Below are 17663 nucleotides of genomic sequence, written 5' to 3'. Positions count from 1 at the left end.
TTTTTACTGTTATGAAAACGGGAAAAATTTCATTTTCGTTTTCAGGTGGTCAGTATGGAACTGGATAAAAGAGTGAACGAAATAGAAACCGAACTTAAAATCATTAAAGGGGAAATCAAAGAATTACTTGTGGATATAAGGGATATGGTGAACAAAAATGAAAATCCTTTCTACGGCATCTCGAGCCTTGAAACATTGAAGATTGGAGTACCGGAGAAAGAGGAATCTGCAAATAACCAGCTATTTGTGACTGATGATGGAGGAAATGGACTCAAGCCCACTCCAGGAATTTCGGAGTCTAGAAACCAAACTACAAAAAATAACAAAACGTCCCTGAAATTAGCCATGACTAGCCAGGAACATTCTGGCCAGAATGTTCAGAAACAAGAAATACAGATACCCGGCCCTGAGAGTTCCCGAAAAATTGACACATTCATGCTTGTAGAGCTTATGCGATGGGTGGATTATGCTGTCAGAACAATAGGACACAGCAACCTCGAAGAACTGCTGACCCTCTATACTCTTATCGGACAGCTCCCTGAAGATACAAAAAGGATTATTGAAAATATTGCAAACCTTTCAATTGAAGAACCCACTGTAGAAGAAAGGGTTAGTATGAAGGACAACATCATGGTGATTTCACAGTTAAGCGCAATCCTGAACCCGGAAGACCCTAGAAAGAGTATTCAACCACTTTATGAAACATCTCCGGGCTGGAAAGAAAAAGAGAAGAAAACAGGGATTGTCTTCAACTGAGTTTGAAAATAAGGAAAAACTAAGATGATGATGAAATTAACTGCTTTGGCCAGGGTCTGATCCGGCTAGTCTGAATTAATTTCAATCCTTTTCGTATGGAATCAATTAACCAACCATCAACCGATTAATATCAACTTATCCGATCTGAAAAAAAGGATAAGTAAAGCGAGGGTCGAAATTTGAGTGGGGAATCGATAAGCTCTGCAATTCTGACAATAGCATCCGTTATCTGTGCATTTGCTTTTGTTTCAGCTGTGTACCCCTCAGTCATCTCTGCCGGAGACCCAATAATGAGCCGTACGGACTCTATGAGAGATCAGATCATGACAGATATAGAAATTCTGCATGAAGCAACAAGCGCTGAAGGCACTGAAATACATGTCTGGATAAAGAATGTGGGATGCAAGGAAATATCTTCAGGCATAATTCCTGCATCTGACCTCTTTTTTGGGGAGACCGGAAACTTTGAGCGCATACCATATGATAAAAACGGAGATCTGACTCCGGGTTGGAGCTACCTGATCGAACAGAATGGGGACGATAACTGGGATAAAGGGGAGACACTGCGCATAAAAATTAAACCTGTAGAGTTGCCTGTGAGCGGAAAGAAATACTTCATCAAGTTCAGTACATACAACGGGGTTTCTGAAGAGACCTATTTCACGGTGTCATGATGGGGTTCGGGTCAATAATTGCAGCGATGATCTCAGTTGCAACCATCCTCCTGGCATCGTATGTCTGCTCGAAGGGAGGGTTCTACATGGCAGACGGACTCTCTAATTCAGTCGTTGAGATGCAGGAAAACAGGAACGAGATATTAAAAACAGAAATAGAGATTACAGGCGTCTCTATAGACAAAGCAGATATTCTGGTATCCCTGCAGAACACAGGTTCGATAAAAATTGAGGATTTTACTTATATGGACGTAATCGTTGCTTATCAAGATAAAGCAGGCACTATGAAAACGGCCTGGATTCCTTACCAGAAAGGCGAAGTCCTTTTTGAGAACAGGTGGACAAAATTAGATATTGTTCCTGACCTGATAAACCCTGGAGTCTTTGATCCGGGAGAGGAAATGAAATTGCAGATCCGACTGAATGCCTCAGATCCCCCGGAAAACTCCAGCATAAACTGGCTTCTGGTAACTGTCCCCAATGGAGTGAAAGCTTCACGATATTTCAAAGGATAACATTTCAGTTATGACTCCGTGATCAAAGACTATTCCGATAAAATAGGCTGACAGGAAAATTAAGGGATTTTGTGGGGATCCCGGAGAAAGGTGGAAAGAGAAATGGAAGGAAACAAGGGTAATGGAGTACTATTTGAAAAAGAATTGGTCTATGAAGAAGTATTCAGTGACCTGAAAGAGAAAGAGAAAGAGAAAGTATTACTGGAGTTCATATCTTCCGGAAACCTGGAAATAGACAGGAAACTGGAGGGAGGCGTTCCTGTAGGCTCACTCTGCCTTCTCGAAGGAGGAAAAGATAGTGGGAAGTCTATTTTTTTGCAGCAGATAATATGGGGAGCCCTCAACGAAGATAAAAAGGTTCTTGCTCTAACGACGGAAAAGACCTCAAAAGAACTTCTTGACCAGATGGAGAGCTTGAAGCTCGGGATTTCGGATTACTTCATAACAGGGAGATCAAAGATATTCGAAATTAATGCAAGCTATGTTGAGGAAAATCCCCGGTTGAGTGAAAGCCTGCTTCAGGTACTTCTGGAATGTGTAAAAAGATGCGATGAAGAACTGATCCTTATAGATTCCCTGACAATCTTTGCGGTGAACGCTTCGGAAAATGCAGTGTTAAACTTCTTTACTGAATGCGTAAAGCTGTGCGACAGGGGAAAGACCATTCTCATTAGCGTGCATGAATATGCATTTTCGCAGGCAGTGCTTTACAGGCTAAGGTCAGTTTGCAGTGCCTTTTTTGAGCTCAGAATAGAGCAGGTAGGGGATCAGTGGGTAAAAACTATGGAAATCCAGAAACTGAGAGGTGCAAGAAAAATTACAGGAAATCTGTTGAGTTTTGATGTGGACAGTGAATTTGGGTTAAAAATAATTCCTTATTCGAAGGTTAAAGCTTGAAAAAATGAAAGAGTGTCCGGAAAGATGGAAATCGGAGAAAAAAACCGAATGAGGAGTTGTGATGGAAGCTCTACCTTTTGACCCATTGCCTGAACCGGAAAATAGGGGGCGCTCCAGAGAAGAGATGTTCTCAAGCCTCTCCTTAGAACTGCAGGAGTTTATTGGTAGGGAAGAAAACCTCCATGTCTTTGATTATATCTGCAGGCTCCCTACAGAAGAAATAGGATTTCCGGAATTCTATCCAAGGATTTCGAGATCCATGAAAAACATCAAACACCCTAACCTGATCTATCCTGCCGGGAAAGGGCTTGCCATTCACATATATCCGGATAAGGAAGACATAAGAAACTATTATATTCCCATAGAACCCTGCCTTTTCCAGAACCTGGAAAGTAGAATTGAGGCAGTAGAAAAGTTACTCATTGATGTAATACATGATCAGGATATTACTACAAAAGACCCTGAAGAAAAGAAAAAGCTCCTGGAAAAAACCCTGGAAAAAACTTGTGAAGTAGAAGAAAATTTAAAGGAAAATGACAGGACATTGGGAGGAAAAATAGGGGGAAAGAAGAAAAATACAGGTAAAGAAAAAAAAAACCTGAAGAACGAAAATAACAACGAAAAATCCAGTATTTTTGAAAACTTGAAGGAAGCTGGCAAAGCATTCAGAACAAGAAAACTGCAGAAAGTTCCCGTAACGCCTGAAGAATTCAATGCAATCAAATACCTGATGATTAGGGACAAGATGGGGATGGGAGTGCTCGAACCTTTACTTCTTGACTCAAATATAGAAGATATAAGCTGCAGCGGGCTTGGCAGGATCTTTGTTGAGCATAAGGTATTTTCATCTCTTAAAACAACAATCTCATTTGAGGAAATTGAAGAACTCAATTATTTTGTCATACAGATATCCGAAAAAGTAGGAAAACCAATCACTTACAGGAACCCTATAGTCGATACCGCTCTTCCGGACGGATCAAGGATTAATATCGTTTTCGGGGAAGATGTATCGAGGCGAGGGAGCAATTTCACCATCAGGAAATTTATGAGAACCCCTATTTCAATCTTCGAACTTATTGAGTTCGGAACAATTGACTACACGATGGCTGCATACATGTGGATAATGCTCAGGGCAGGAATGAACTGCTTTGTCTCAGGGGAAACAGCCTCAGGAAAAACCACAATGATGAATGCAATGGCTACTTTTCTTCCACCTGATTCAAAAATAGTTTCTATCGAAGACACCCCGGAACTACAGGTTCCCCATAAAAACTGGACCCGGGAGGTTACAAGGACTACAAGAGATGGTAGCGGGTCTGATATCTCTATGTTTGACCTGTTAAAAGCATCCCTGCGCCAGCGTCCAAATGAGATTATAATAGGAGAAATCCGTGGGGTTGAAGGAAATATTGCTTTTCAGGCAATGCAAACAGGACACCCTGTAATGTCCACGTTCCATGCCGCCTCAGTAGAGAAACTTATCCAGAGGCTGACGGGTGACCCTATAAATGTCCCCAAAAATTATGTGGATAACCTGAATGTTGTTCTTGTCCTGAGTACTGTAAACGTTCCGGGAAAAGGGCTTGGAAGAAGGGTCATGAGCATAAACGAGATCATAAGCTATGACTCTGTGAATCAGGCTTTCAATTTTATGGATATATTCAAATGGGACCCTGGTACAGACACATTCAAGTTCACAGGAAAAAACAACTCTTACCTTCTGGAACATAAAATTGCCCCACGCCTCGGAATTTCAGAAAACCAGGCACGAAAGATTTACTCTGAACTTGACATAAGGGCAAGAATCCTGAGAAAAATTCACCAGGCAAATATTACCAATTTTTATGAACTATTCGACACACTGATCCAGTTAGAGGAGAGGGGTTAACATCATGAAGTGTGTGCAGATGGCTCCAAGCTTAAAAACAAATGCTGCAAAACCGGGAGTTGAAGGATATATTAACCTTGCCCAAAAGCAGAAGAACACAAAAATTACTGAAAGAGTCAACGATGATATGCTTTTCCTGCTAACGTATATGGCAGCTATTTCAACTGCGGATATTGAAAGAAACAGAATATTCGATTACGCCGGGCGCCAGAAGGAGTACGAGGCTTCAAAATATTTCAGGCAGGTACATATTCTTGCCTCAAAGTGGGGATACGAATATGCAAAGGCCTGCAAGTATATTTCCCAGAAATTAAAGGACACCTATCTTTCAAGCCTATTTGGCACGATGTCAAATATCCTTTCTTCGGGAGAGCCTGAGAAAAACTTCCTGAAACAGGAAAAAATCACAAGGGAAGAGATCTACTCTAATGAGTACGAAAGAAGTGTTGAGTCTCTAAAAAAATGGACCGAGGGTTATACTGCCCTGATGGTCTCCGTAACTCTTGTTGTTACTACTGTCCTTGTTTCGGTCATGATCTATAATACCGCAGATATAGAAACCCTTGCTTCCCTGATAGTATTGTTAACTCTTTTAATATGTGGACTTGCCATTTACATTATATACAGGTCAGCTCCTGCCGAAAAAAAAGTACATACCCTTAGCTGTAAATCAAAGGAACAGGAGCAGATCAGGTTCTTGGGCCGGATTCTGCTTCCTCTCGGTTCGGTTTTTCTTACTGCTCTAATTTTGCTCGGGATAAGACTGGAATTTATTCTGGTTGGAGTGACTTTTTTTATTCTTCCGATAGGAACCCTTGCTATGGTTGATGATCGAAAAATCGATGAAAGAGACAGCAGTTTTCCTGCTTTCGTAAAGGCATTGGGGACCCTTGCCGGAGCGACGGGAACCACTATAAATAGTGCAATGGAAAAACTTGATCGGGAAAACATAGGCTGTCTCAAGCCCGGAGTTGAAGAACTGCACATGGGACTTTCCATGGGATTTAAATCCAGGCTTTGCTGGGAGAAATTCATAGGAGAAACAGGCTCCGAACTTATCAACAGGTGTTCGAGGACCTTTACCGACGCAGTCGAACTTGGAGGGGATCCGGCTGAGATAGGAAACATAGTTTCAACCTCAAGCCTATCAATTGTTCTCCTGAGAATGAAACGACAGCTAATCAGTTCCAGTTTCAGGGGACTTGCCATAATCCTGCATACTGTAATGGTTGGACTTTTGATCTTTATAACGGAAATTATTTCCAAATTCAGCGGGCTCGTATCCAGGATGAGCGAACCTTATATGTACATGGAAGGGGGGATGAGTGGGATATCTGAAATGGGGGTGAGCATGTTCAGTGTAGCCGGAAGCGTGCCTATACTATATAAATTCACTTTTTCCGTGATAATTATCCTTACGATTTCAAACACTCTCGTAGTAAAGATTGTGGAAGGCGGAGGAAATTATAAACTTTTTTTCTATGGGGGCCTGATGTCCGGAATTTCAGGATTTTGTATGATCCTTATACCTCCGGTTGTATCGAGGATATTCACATTTGAGATCTGAAAGAAGTTTTCAGTTGAGGAAAATATAATTAGTTGAGCATAAAGAAAGGTTTCGAAAGAAAGTTTTGAAACCAGAATAAATCAGACTTTGTGGGAGGTAGTTTGATGAACAGTATAAAATATTTAAGGGCAAACGGATTAAAAGAACTGAGAAAAAATGGGTTAAAGGGTATGAGAGTAAGTGGCTTAAAGGCTTTAATATTCAAGCCAAGAACAGCTGATGCAAATATCAAAAAACGTGTCGAAAATGTGGATTATTTAACAAAGAAGAGAGAACCGGTTAAGAGAAAAATAATAAAGCTAATAAAAGAAAAAAAAGAGATTGAGACCCGCATTGATCTAATCCAGAAAGCAGAAGAAGAAAAAAACGAAGAAATATCAGAATTACCCTGGTGGGAAGAAATTTTCCCCCCACTTCCCAGAAAAGTACGTGTAAAAATGTCCGGAACCCTTGAAGCCAAAAATGATTCTTTGCACACGGCAGATACCGGATTTTCAGAGATAAAAGTTAGTGGGATGGAGATCGAGGTTAAGGGAATAGATGAGAAATCTGAAGAGAAAACACCTGAAGTAAAAACATCTGAAGATATGATATCTGACACCAGCCAAACTATTGTAGTAAATAATGCAGAAGAAGCAAACCCAAAAAGCAGAGCCGGTGAAAAAAAGGAAGATAAAACTTATCTGGAGAATGCAGAAAAAATAGAAGTTGCAGATCCTTTCTCAATAGGAAAAATGAGCGAGAATAAAGTTTCAAGCGGGAATTCCAGCTCAATCCCCATTGATAAAGCAAAGCCCGAAAACAAAAATAACCCTTCAGCGAGTCTTTTTGGAAATAACTTGATCGAAGAGCTGCTGAACAGTGATGACCTGTACCCAGAAGAGGAACAAAGCTTTATGAAAGATCTGGAAGAGCCGGAAGTTGGAGAGCTGCTTACTGAGTTAAAAAATGTAAAGGCACTTCTGGTCCGTGCAGAACATGCAGGGTGAAATCTTGAGAAGATAAAGCAGGTAAGAAGAGGCAAACAAAAAAGAAAAAGAAAAAAAGTGGCGGGCACAGGCCCGGCACATAAATAATGAAGAAAAAGTTATGGACATTTAGCTATTATAGTTATTCGTTGTGGAGATGGAAAAGTCCTTCTCTTGCTTTGCTAAGGAGCTCATTTGCTTCCTCGACCTTGTTAGCAGCCTCAAGAATATCTGCGGAGGCTTCGAGAAAACCATCTTTTTTGGCTTTCTGAGCCCATTCTTTAAAACTCTTTATGTGGCTTTCGTTATGTTCGATCCAGTGCTCAATTAAATGGGAAAGGTTATCATGGCTAAGTTCTTCAGTTATAGCTATTCCCTCCTACTTAAGAATATAGAATTCATGGTATAAATTTTAGCTGGATTTAAGATGAATTTGTTTAGCTGGATTTAAGATGAATTTGTTTAGCTGGATTTAAGATGAATTTGTTTAGCTGGATTTAAGATGAATTTGTATATTGTTAAAAGACTGTCGGTTCAAACTGTCCTCGGATCGGTGATTTCGCCTGTCAGGGCCGAGGCTGCTGCGGTTGCAGGGGACGCAAGATAAATAAGGCCGTCTTTTCCCATCCTGCCTTTGAAGTTCCTGTTTGCGGTTGAAACACAGACCTCTCCTTCCCCGAGAACGCCCTGATGGGCGCCAAGACAGGGCCCGCAACCTGGAGTTGCAAGGGTCACCCCGGCTGTCAGCAGTGTTTCCATCGTCCCATTTTCGATTGCTGCAAGGAGGGTAGTGCGGGAGGCAGGAATCACAATTGTCCTGACGGCAACCTTTTTTCCTTTCAGGACTGATGCTGCTACCTCGAGGTCTTCAAGCCTCCCATTCGTGCACGTCCCGATAAAGACCTGGTCTATGTGAGTGCCTTCAACCTCTCCTACAGACTTTACATTATCCACCTGATGCGGGCAGGCTACCTGAGGTTCGATATCTCCGGCATCATAAGAAAACTCTTCCAGATAAGCCGCATCAGGATCAGCATAGACAGGTTCATAAGACGCAACTGCCCTGTTTTTAAGGAATTCGAAGGTCTTTTCATCGGGAGGGACAATCCCGGTCTTTGCACCCATCTCAATTGCCATATTGCAGAGCGTCATCCTGCCGGCAACCGTAAGTTCACTGATAGCCTGCCCGTAAAACTCAACTGCTTTGTAGGTCGCACCAGCAATCCCGGTCTTTCCGATTAGGTAAAGAGTCAGGTCCTTTGCATAGACCCCTTTCGGAAGGTTCCCTTCAACCGTCATCCTGAAGCTTTCCGGGACCTTAAACCAGAGCTTTCCCGTGGCAAAAATTTCAGCCATATCGGTAGCTCCCACCCCTGTTGCAAAAGCCCCGAAAGCCCCGTACGTGCAAGAATGCGAGTCAGCCCCAACAATCAATTTCCCAGGCAGTGCAAAGCCGTTTTCTGGAAGGACCTGGTGGCAGATCCCTTCCCCGACCTCATAGAAGTTAGGGATTCCCTGCTCCTTTACCCATTCCCTGATCTCCTTCTGCAGGGTGGCTGAAGTCTCGGTGTTTGCAGGCGCGATATGATCAAAAGGAATTACGATCCTTGAAGGATCCCAGACTTTTTTTAGCTCCATTTCCTTAAAAGCGTTCACGGCAAGCACCGACGTGCCGTCATGCGCCATTGCGTAATCCACATCTGCCAGCACAAAATCGTTAGCCTTTGCCTCTGTTCCCGCTGCCCGGGAAAAGATTTTCTCGCTGATTGTTCCCAAAAGTAAGCCTCCTTTCAGATAATCAAAAGGTAATTTTCGATAATTAAATAATAATGAATAGGTATGGTGAAGAAATTCAGGTTTCAGAATTCACTATAAAGAAATATATATAATTTTGTTTTTAATCCCTGAATAACTTGTTATTTCACTTTTTAGACGCCCTCTGACCCAAAATAAATCTCTATCTGCGTCAAATAAATTATATGTTTGAAACACTCAATTTTCGTTTCTTATGAGTTATGAAACTTCGCATTAAAACTGAAAAACGTTAGCATAAAAACATTAAATGTCTAAAACGTAGATCATGATAGGATCTTAGCCTGATTTTGAAATTTGGAGTTTAAATCTCAGGAACGATCATTCTTTTTCCTTTATGGTCCAGGATATCGACGTCTATTCCGTAAGCTTCTTTTATTTTTTCGGGGATCATCACTTTTTCCGGAGACCCTGAGATAACTATGTTTTCCTCAGGGAACGCCAGAATGTTCTCTTATTCAGGAGAAGCATTCAGGCTGTATTCATCTCAATTAGACAAAATAAAGACTTAAAACAGATAAAACAGTAGCCACCAGGGAGTTCGTCGACCTTTCCAGAATTCTTATTAGAAGTAAATGCTTTGGATGGTTCAAATACTCAAAATCCAGCTTCAGACATTGTGGCGAGGTTGCTAGAAGGTTTCCCGGATATGTAATGGGGTGTTTTTATTCGGCCTTCGGCAGGAATACGGGTTTTCAGGATTGATACTCTAGACTTAGATAGTAGTTTTCTTTATCACTTTGCATTTTCATTTTTTTAGGATTAGCCGGTTTGACCGTGTGATCTCTTTCCTCATGATATTGAAGTTTTTATAGCTATTTTCAGTGGAAAGAATGCTTGAGTTTTTGTGCGCCAAAGAAGATAGGTTCAGCCGCCTGAAGTATGGAACAGCACTATCTAGAGAAATGTTTAGTAATATTTTGGAAGTCAACCGAATATGGAGGACAATCAAAAAGTCAAATCTGAAAAATCAAAATGGATTTCACCTATTTTCAGGTTTGGTTTCCTCAGGTGTTCAGAAGTATTGATTCACATTTTCTATGGAAAGGTCAGATATTTCGTTTGATTCCATAGTTATTAGTTTTGAGAATTTTACTCCTTTAAAAGCCATCATAGCTTCAGCAAGCTCTGCTATTTCTTTGCCTTCCCCTTCCAGAACGACTACTTCAAAACAGTCTTCATGGTCGAGGTAAACATACATGGAAGACTTTATCAGGTGAGAGTAGTGATGCTGAATATCTGTCAGGGAATTTGAAAGCCCACGTTTTGTGTGATTGTAAATAAATGCAATTGTTCCGACAAGATGACCATTAATGTCATTCATCCACTCATAGTAGGAAATATAACTCCTGATGGCATCTCTGATGCCTTCCGAGCGGGAAGAATACCCTCTGTTTTCAATAATCTCATCAAACTTACCAAGAAGAGTATCGGGAAGGGAAACCCCTATCCTCATAAGTTCTGTTTCCATAATATTACCCACCAAGTGATCTCAAATATAGTTGTAAGATAACACTTTAGTAATTATGCATAATACTATATATGTTTTTTTCACATACTAACTAATATAAAAAAGTTTGGTATCGAGAAGATGAGTGTCCATAACAATATAACAACAAAAATAATATATAAATAATATATCAAACGATTTATTTTGAAAAGATCTTCAGCATAATACCTACTTTTCGTGTGTGGCAAGAAAGTATATCAAGAGTTCTGTTACTGTTATTCCATCTCACAATACAATGCGTATTCTAGAAAATTACAGGAAGGGGAAACTAAACCTGGCCAAAAGTCATCATAGTGTTTTCGAATCAGCAAAAAGAGTTTTTAGTACAATAAACTTATACAGACGTTACCAGAACCTGATTTGAGAGTTACGTCAACTACCCCTGAGCTAAAACTCAGAGGGTTCCTGTTGAAGGTTTATGAAAATTATAATTACTTAAGGTAATGATGCTGTTAAGTTGAATATGAGCACTTACATCATCTTTCCACAAAAATGGATTTTCTTTTAGAGAATAATACAAAAATTCAAATTAATAACATTAAATTATATGAAAAAGAGGATAAGTATTAAATAAGAGATAATCATATATACAAATGCCTATACGAACAGACCGAAAAACAGAAAAGGCCTTCTAAATCCATAAACAAACTTGCAACTCCGGGAATTCCTTACCTGTAAGTGCAGGCAGGTGGGGAATTCCAGGCGCAAGGACAGGGCAAGAATTTGAGAGATATGGTCACATCTACTGACAGAGCAAACACCCTAAAGAAGTTTATTATACTCTGACCATGATGGTGCTTTATCTCTCTGTTCTGGACCGTTCTCAAAAGGATAAGGATTACATAGCAAAACTTGATAACCCACAGCCAGTTTTAAGAAACTGGATAAAAAGCCCCAATAAAACTGAAGTAAGCTACCAGGGTATTGCTCTGTGTTGCTAATAAAACTACTTCCAGTCTGAAACATGCCCTTCTACCCTTTTCTCCTTTATCCTCCTTCTTTTTCTACCCCTACCTCCTGTTTTTCCTTTCCTCCCCTTCCCTTTCCGGAACCCCGGTATAAGTTTTTAAAGCCTTAGCAATAGAGACCGCCGCAATAGATCAATGATTGGAGACACTAAGGACTCTATGCTGGTCGTCTATCTATAAGGAAAAAGAATTCCGATTAGTTTCTTTTTTGTTAATTTTGTCATAGAATAGTACTGATAAAAAATATATATTAATACAAAAATACAAAAATGTATTAATTTTTAGCATATTTTTATACAAACGTGTTAAGATTTAAATAGTAGATCATCATTGATATTAATACTAACAAAAAAGTTAGGTTTCCTTCAGAAAGCTTTAACAGGCATCTAGTTTCCTGCAAAAAAGGAAGATGTTGTTAGGCGCTAAGGATAGTAACGCCAGGGACGACATTCTGCGGTATAGAAATAATCCTGGAAAAGGAGTATACAAACGCTGCAGGTGTTGCCAGGGAATTTAAAGTAGACTAAACAAAAGTAAAGGGGAAATATTATGGAAACTAAGAGTAAAAGCGGATTTATTACAGAACTTCCCATGGAAACTCAAGAGATATTAAAAAATATAGATTTTCCTGTAAAAAGGAACGACATTATTGGGCAAGCAAGGAAGATTGGAGCAATCCCGGACATACTACAGGAATTTGGCATGCTTTCGGACAGGCAATATAATAGTGCTGAGGATGTTGCCAGGGAACTTCATATAATTTACATGGGGATCCCCGCCTGAACAGCATAACTTCTTTTTTTCACTTTTTTAGTAACCGATAAACAATGAATCCTTTTCTATTTCTTTTTTAAACGCACCCTGCGGAACCTGGAAAACAGATATTTCTCATGCCGGGCCGGTCAAGAAGAAGCTCAGTCCTTCTACCCCATGTCTCCTTTCTCCCTTTTTACCCTTTTCCTTTTCCAATCCCTGTCTCTCATTTTATTCCTTTCCTACAGATTCTGAACCCAGGAGTGAAAGCTTTCAAAGCCATTTTCTTAGAAATGGTATTGTCATGCACCATTTTCAAAAAGTTCCCTTATTTCCTCAAGTTGTTCTGGAGGACTGATTACAAGCAGGATATCGTCTGGACTAAATTTCGTCTCAGCTCTCAGATCGTACATAAGCCTGTGGTTTCGGGAAATTGCAATAACTGTAACCCCATACTTATTTCGGAGATCAAGATCTCCAAGAGTTTTCTCTGCAGCTTTGGAGTGTTTTTCAACCCTTATACTTTTGACCTCCACACCAGAAAAGTCAAGAGACAGTCCGGATACATTTTTCCTCTGAATTTCAGGGCCACGCAGCATCATATAATGATCAGCTCGAAGTTGATTGTTCATGGTTTCAATCTCTTTAACCGGAACCATGTACTTGTTCAGGACCCTGGAGAAAAGCTCTATAGAACACTCAAATTCGTCCGAGATAACCTCATCAGCTCCGAGAGCATAAAAGCTGTCAATTGTGTCCAGAAAGTGAGTCCTTGCAATAATATGAATGTCAGGATTCAGTCTGTTAGCCACTTCAATGATTTTCCAGGTACTTACAGGATTGCCTGCAGTTATTACAATTGATTTGGCAGTTTTGATGCCTGTATGTTCAAGCACGGCTTTTTGAGCGGCATCCCCATAAATAATGTTTACCCCGTTCAGTTTTTCCTGCCGGACAGTCTCTGGATTGATCTCGATTACTATATAGGGTATAGAAGCCTTTTTTGCGGCAATTCCAACATTTTTTCCACTTACTCCGTAGCCTATTATAACCAGATGGTTCTCAAGCTCTTCTTCCTGTCCTCCGTCCTGCAAACTGTATCGGTTATTTGTCAATATTTTGGGAAGGGAAAGTTGTTGGCTGGAAACTGCAGAATAGTATCCCAGTTCCGTGAAAAAAGGAGTTACCACCATAGAAAGCACAGTAACGGCAAGGAACTCCTGGTAGATTGTCTCAGAAAATATCCCATTTTCAAAGCCTACCTGCGCAGTGACCAGAGAAAATTCTCCTACCTGAGCCAGGGAAAACCCAACCAGGATCATGGTATGCAGGGGAAAACCTATGAGAAAAGTGGTGAGAGCGTTTACTGTGGTTTTCAGGACAAGAACAAGGGCAGTGGCTGTAAGAATCAGTGGGAGATGAGTTAACATCTGGTCAAGGTTCAGCATCATCCCGGTTGAAATAAAAAAGATGCTCATGAACATGTCCTTGAAAGAAATAACCGTCCCGAGAGCCTGTGCAGCGTACTCGGACTCGGAGATAATAAGCCCTGCCAGAAAAGCCCCGAGTGCAAGGGAAAGCCCGGCTATGGAAGTTATCCAGGCAACAGCAAGCCCTATTACGACTACGCTCAGCAGGAAAAGCTCATTATTGCGTGTTTTTGCCATATTGAATAAGACAAAAGGAACTACGTAACGCGCACTTACAAGAGTGAGAAGGACAAGCCCTATCCCCCTGAATAAAAGCTCGAGAAGATCGTTTCCGACCACCGCCTCTCCTGCAAGCAGCGGGGCAAGGATGATTATCAAAACCGCAGCTATGTCCTGGAAAATAAGAATTCCGAGTGCTATCCTCCCGTGAGCGCTATAGATCTCCCCTTTTTCCTGCAGCAATTTCAGGACAATAGCAGTACTGCTAAGCGCTACAATAAGCCCCATGAAAACCGCAGTCTCAGGAGAATAACCAAGCCACCATAAGAGAAGAGAAACAACAGCAGCCGTAAGAGATATCTGCAGCCCCCCTCCCAGGAGTATGATCCTCTTTATTTTCAGGAGCTCGCGCAGGGAGAACTCTATCCCGATAGTAAAGAGCAGCAAGACAACTCCGATTTCTGACATAACCTCAATATTCTCAGTCTCATGAATCAGTCCAAGCCCATACGGCCCCGCAAGGATGCCAGCAATCAAGAAACCCACGAGCGGAGATATCTTCAACCTGAAAAAAATATAAACAACAGGGATCGAAAGACCAAAAATAATCAGCAGATCGGTCAAAAGATTAAATTTCATTAATGAAGATAGAAGTAATAAAGAATATAAGTATTATTCTGACAGCCATTCTGACAACCACCGGAAAATCCCATTCGAGGAACCTGCAAGCTGGAAAGTAGACAATTATAGCAAGTTTTTAAATTAAAGGGCTGAATAAATAACACAGGAAACACAAAAATTGTGCTTCTGAAGTATTCCACTTTTACTTTTTATTTATGGACATTTTGTTTGAATTTGAAATAAATCTAAAACGCCCTTCCGGCCTTTATTCCCCTTCTCTTTCCCCGACCCCGGTCTCCTTTTCTTGCTTTCACCTATTTTAAAAATACTTTTCACTCATCAGGCGAAGTTTTAAAAATACTTACGACTCATATTTATCGCAGCTTGTATATCCAATAAAGCTCTTTTCCGGGCAGTACTTTCGGATCAAGCGGCCTGCTCATTCAATTTTTAAAGGAAAGAGCGAAAAAATAAGTTTGTGATAGGGGATTTAATATGACGTCAAAATTGATGGACTACTTTAACAAGCAACCGAGAATTGGGGTTCTCAGCACAGCGAGTAAAGACGGAAAGGTAGATTCGGCTGTTTTAGGCTCGCCTCAGATGACCGATGAAAAGACCGTTGTAATTGCAACAGGTAAGAACCGCACGTTTGCAAACCTTCAGGAGAACCCTTACGCAATGTTCCTGATAATGGAACCAGGAGCAGATATTATGGCATGGAAAGGGATCAGGGTTTATCTGAAGATGAAGGAATCTGCGACTTCAGGAGAAATGCTTGATATGATCAAAAGCCAGATCGCAAAAATGGCCGGTGAGGAAGCGGCAAAGATGATATACGCAACTGCCACCTTCGAGATTATTGAGCTTAGGCCTCTCGTTGATATGGGACAGGGCTGGGAGAAATCGATCTGAGTTTTCAGAATTTACAGAAAAAAAAACCGGAAAAAAGTAAGTCCTGCATAAAAGCGCCTGAAAAAAGATAAAATCAAAATCAAATTGCATGTGGCCACCCCACCCTAAACAGGCTGTCCGATAATTCGATTTTTGGGCAATAAATATGTAAAAATTGAGGCATTTAAAGCCTTAAAACCGAAAAAAAAGGAATTCAGTTATTATTGGTAGTAATTGTTGGACAGCCTCTAAAAGACTGGGTATTCGTGACCCGCTGAACTCCTAAAATAATAAACGTGTGTGTGAAGCAGTCTTAAAATTCCTTAGAGGAGTTCGATAAATCTCTGGTTTCAATGGTTGCTTATATATCCTTTATGCAAACAGCCAGTCTATAAGATTTATCGAATCTTCTTCATTTTTTTCGGTGATTGATGTGAATAAAATTAGCAAAGTAGTAGTTGTTTTTATTGCTCTTCTAACCTTCTTAGCACTGATGATGCAATCTCAAGAAGTTAAAACACCTGGTTTACTTATTCAATTTGAAAATGAAACTAGTGAGGCGGAAGTTAAAGCCATTCTTGAAAATTACGACATACCCGTGAATTATACCATAGACTATAATTCTAATATTGGGCGAGGAATGTACTACATAGAAGTTGATGAAGATAAAATATATGAATTAAGGAAAGATGAAAACTGGACTTCTGTAGTTGAAATCAAAAAAGGAAATTATAACATAATTATGTTATCTGAAGAATTTGTTCCAGATGAAAATGTTCTCGCAATGCTGGAAAAAAATAACCTTCAGTTGAAAAAGGCTGTTGTGTGTTATATCCAGTTTGGAGATGGATCAGCGCCCTGGGTTGTTGGAGAGAATTGTATTCTGGAGAGGGATGCAATCAGGATAAAAAATGAACTCGAAACAAATGAGAAAGTTTTGATTGTAGGTCTGGATGATATTGTAGGGTAATACTCCAAGCTTCGTCATTGGGAAGCTTGGCTTGCCAATATGGGAGTGGAAGTTCAAAAAGAAGTTACAGTGGATTGGATAAGCAAAAGTCGTTGGAAAAGTATATGCATTTAGATTCTGGTTCGAAATAAAAATAATTGAAGTCTCTGATTCAAAAATCAACCGTATATAAGTGGGATTTATGCTCCCCTCATTTTATAGGTGTTGGCATGAGTAAAATCGGCAAGGTAATCACTATTTTTATTGTATTTCTAACTCTCGTAGCGCTTTTGGGATTGTTTACAAACCCACTAAGTGAGATTAGAACGCCAGCTAACAACGAGCTTGAAAATAATGAAAGTATTTTTACTGTATCTATTGACTACATTTATAATCAGTAACTTAGATACATGTTTTTAAAAACGCTTCAAACCGTGACCTCTTCACTCCCGATGTAATAAAAAAGATGACCGGTTGAACTTTAAAACGGGATTTTATATTAAACCGGCCTTTTCAAGAAAACCTTCCAGAGGCACGGAGTGAGTCTGGAAACCGCATACTTTGTAGGGGTCTGCTCCCATTGAAAGAGCTACGAACTGGGCAATATTCATGTGCACCATGTCGTACTCTACCCCGAACTCTTTTTCAATTACAGGCTGGTAGCGGTCGTACTGGATATGGCAGTTCGGGCACATATGGATCATTAACTCCACTCCGGCTCTCTGGAGGCTGTCGAGTTTGGCTTTGGTTACCTGGAGGGAAGTATTTTTGTTAAGGTGGATCTGAGAATAGCCCATTCCGCAGGTGAGAGTACGAGCAGTATTTCATAAGAATCTGTCTAAAATGTAGATAATCTAATTTTTAGTGAAGCCTGTCAAAATTTAGGGGATTCACATGTTCTACAAGCTCACATAGGACATAAACACAGATACTTTTGCCGTAAGACTGTTAGGCATTCATAAATATCATCACATGTGAGAGTATATTGTGCTTCTGACGTTTGTATATAAATTCTTGAATATATGAGGAGGCAATATGCTCATATATATAATTTCTGGCCAAATCATCAAACTATCAAAGGTCAAGGAATTATTACAGGATCAAAATAAGTATGAAAAACAATTGTTCGAGAGTTTACACAGAAAACTTATAAGGAGCTAACTAAGAGTAATTTATGGAGTTCAAAAGTACTTTCCAAGTTCACCCGAACTCCATAACTCTGCCCTAAGAGGCAATGATTAT

The 17663-nt window shown here is 40.2% G+C and carries 14 protein-coding genes; 10 read left to right on the top strand and 4 right to left on the bottom strand.

Features of this window, described 5'->3' with window-relative positions:
* Positions 1 to 54 precede the first annotated feature (54 nt).
* The 7 genes from MSWH1_RS05095 to MSWH1_RS05065 all read left to right on the top strand — a co-directional run bounded on the left by MSWH1_RS05095 (position 55) and on the right by MSWH1_RS05065 (position 7286).
* Positions 55 to 756, top strand: coding sequence for a hypothetical protein (locus MSWH1_RS05095; protein ID WP_048126683.1), 702 nt, complete (start codon positions 55 to 57; stop codon positions 754 to 756).
* 179 nt (positions 757 to 935) lie between these two features.
* Complete coding sequence (locus MSWH1_RS05090; protein ID WP_048126681.1) at positions 936 to 1430, top strand: hypothetical protein; 495 nt, start codon at positions 936 to 938, stop codon at positions 1428 to 1430.
* Positions 1427 to 1945, top strand: a complete 519-nt coding sequence (locus tag MSWH1_RS05085) for a hypothetical protein (RefSeq protein WP_231585594.1) — start codon at positions 1427 to 1429, stop codon at positions 1943 to 1945. Before MSWH1_RS05090 ends, MSWH1_RS05085 begins: the two co-directional genes overlap by 4 nt.
* A gap of 102 nt (positions 1946 to 2047) precedes the next feature.
* A complete protein-coding gene (locus MSWH1_RS05080) occupies positions 2048 to 2842 on the top strand; it encodes an ATPase domain-containing protein (protein ID WP_048130240.1) in 795 nt (264 codons plus the stop codon).
* A 61-nt stretch (positions 2843 to 2903) separates the two neighbouring features.
* A complete protein-coding gene (locus MSWH1_RS05075; protein ID WP_048126677.1) occupies positions 2904 to 4730 on the top strand; it encodes a type II/IV secretion system ATPase subunit in 1827 nt (608 codons plus the stop codon).
* A 4-nt stretch (positions 4731 to 4734) separates the two neighbouring features.
* A complete protein-coding gene (flaJ, locus tag MSWH1_RS05070) occupies positions 4735 to 6297 on the top strand; it encodes an archaellar assembly protein FlaJ (protein ID WP_048126675.1) in 1563 nt (520 codons plus the stop codon).
* 104 nt (positions 6298 to 6401) lie between these two features.
* Complete coding sequence (locus MSWH1_RS05065; RefSeq protein ID WP_048126673.1) at positions 6402 to 7286, top strand: hypothetical protein; 885 nt, start codon at positions 6402 to 6404, stop codon at positions 7284 to 7286.
* Positions 7287 to 7799: 513 nt separating this feature from the next.
* Here the strand turns inward: MSWH1_RS05065 and hacA are convergent.
* Positions 7800 to 9032, bottom strand: coding sequence for a homoaconitase large subunit (hacA, locus tag MSWH1_RS05060; protein WP_255350511.1), 1233 nt, complete (start codon positions 9030 to 9032; stop codon positions 7800 to 7802).
* Positions 9033 to 10092: 1060 nt separating this feature from the next.
* Entirely contained in the window at positions 10093 to 10548 is a 456-nt protein-coding gene (gene nikR / locus MSWH1_RS05055) for a nickel-responsive transcriptional regulator NikR (protein ID WP_048126669.1), read from the bottom strand.
* A 1556-nt stretch (positions 10549 to 12104) separates the two neighbouring features.
* On the opposite strand from nikR, the gene MSWH1_RS05045 reads away from it, so the two are divergent.
* Positions 12105 to 12338 (top strand): DUF2795 domain-containing protein, encoded by a 234-nt coding sequence (locus tag MSWH1_RS05045; protein ID WP_048126665.1) that lies wholly within the window; start codon positions 12105 to 12107, stop codon positions 12336 to 12338.
* A 272-nt stretch (positions 12339 to 12610) separates the two neighbouring features.
* Here MSWH1_RS05045 and MSWH1_RS05040 read toward each other — a convergent pair whose 3' ends face one another.
* A complete protein-coding gene (locus tag MSWH1_RS05040; protein WP_048126663.1) occupies positions 12611 to 14596 on the bottom strand; it encodes a cation:proton antiporter in 1986 nt (661 codons plus the stop codon).
* A gap of 477 nt (positions 14597 to 15073) precedes the next feature.
* Between MSWH1_RS05040 and MSWH1_RS05035 the strand changes: the two genes are divergently transcribed.
* The gene (locus tag MSWH1_RS05035) at positions 15074 to 15493 is read left to right on the top strand and encodes a pyridoxamine 5'-phosphate oxidase family protein (RefSeq protein WP_048126661.1); all 420 of its coding nucleotides are present in this window, start codon (positions 15074 to 15076) and stop codon (positions 15491 to 15493) included.
* 412 nt (positions 15494 to 15905) lie between these two features.
* Entirely contained in the window at positions 15906 to 16442 is a 537-nt protein-coding gene (locus MSWH1_RS05030; RefSeq protein ID WP_011024107.1) for a UPF0228 family protein, read from the top strand.
* A gap of 473 nt (positions 16443 to 16915) precedes the next feature.
* Here the strand turns inward: MSWH1_RS05030 and MSWH1_RS05025 are convergent, their stop codons facing one another.
* Positions 16916 to 17218 carry a heterodisulfide reductase-related iron-sulfur binding cluster gene (locus MSWH1_RS05025; RefSeq protein WP_048126658.1) on the bottom strand — a complete coding sequence of 101 codons (303 nt, stop codon included), beginning with the start codon at positions 17216 to 17218 and terminating at the stop codon, positions 16916 to 16918.
* Between the last annotated feature and the right edge of the window lie 445 nt (positions 17219 to 17663).

This window comes from Methanosarcina sp. WH1 (assembly GCF_000970005.1).
Lineage (GTDB): Archaea > Halobacteriota > Methanosarcinia > Methanosarcinales > Methanosarcinaceae > Methanosarcina.
This window is presented reverse-complemented; position numbering and strand designations above follow the sequence as displayed.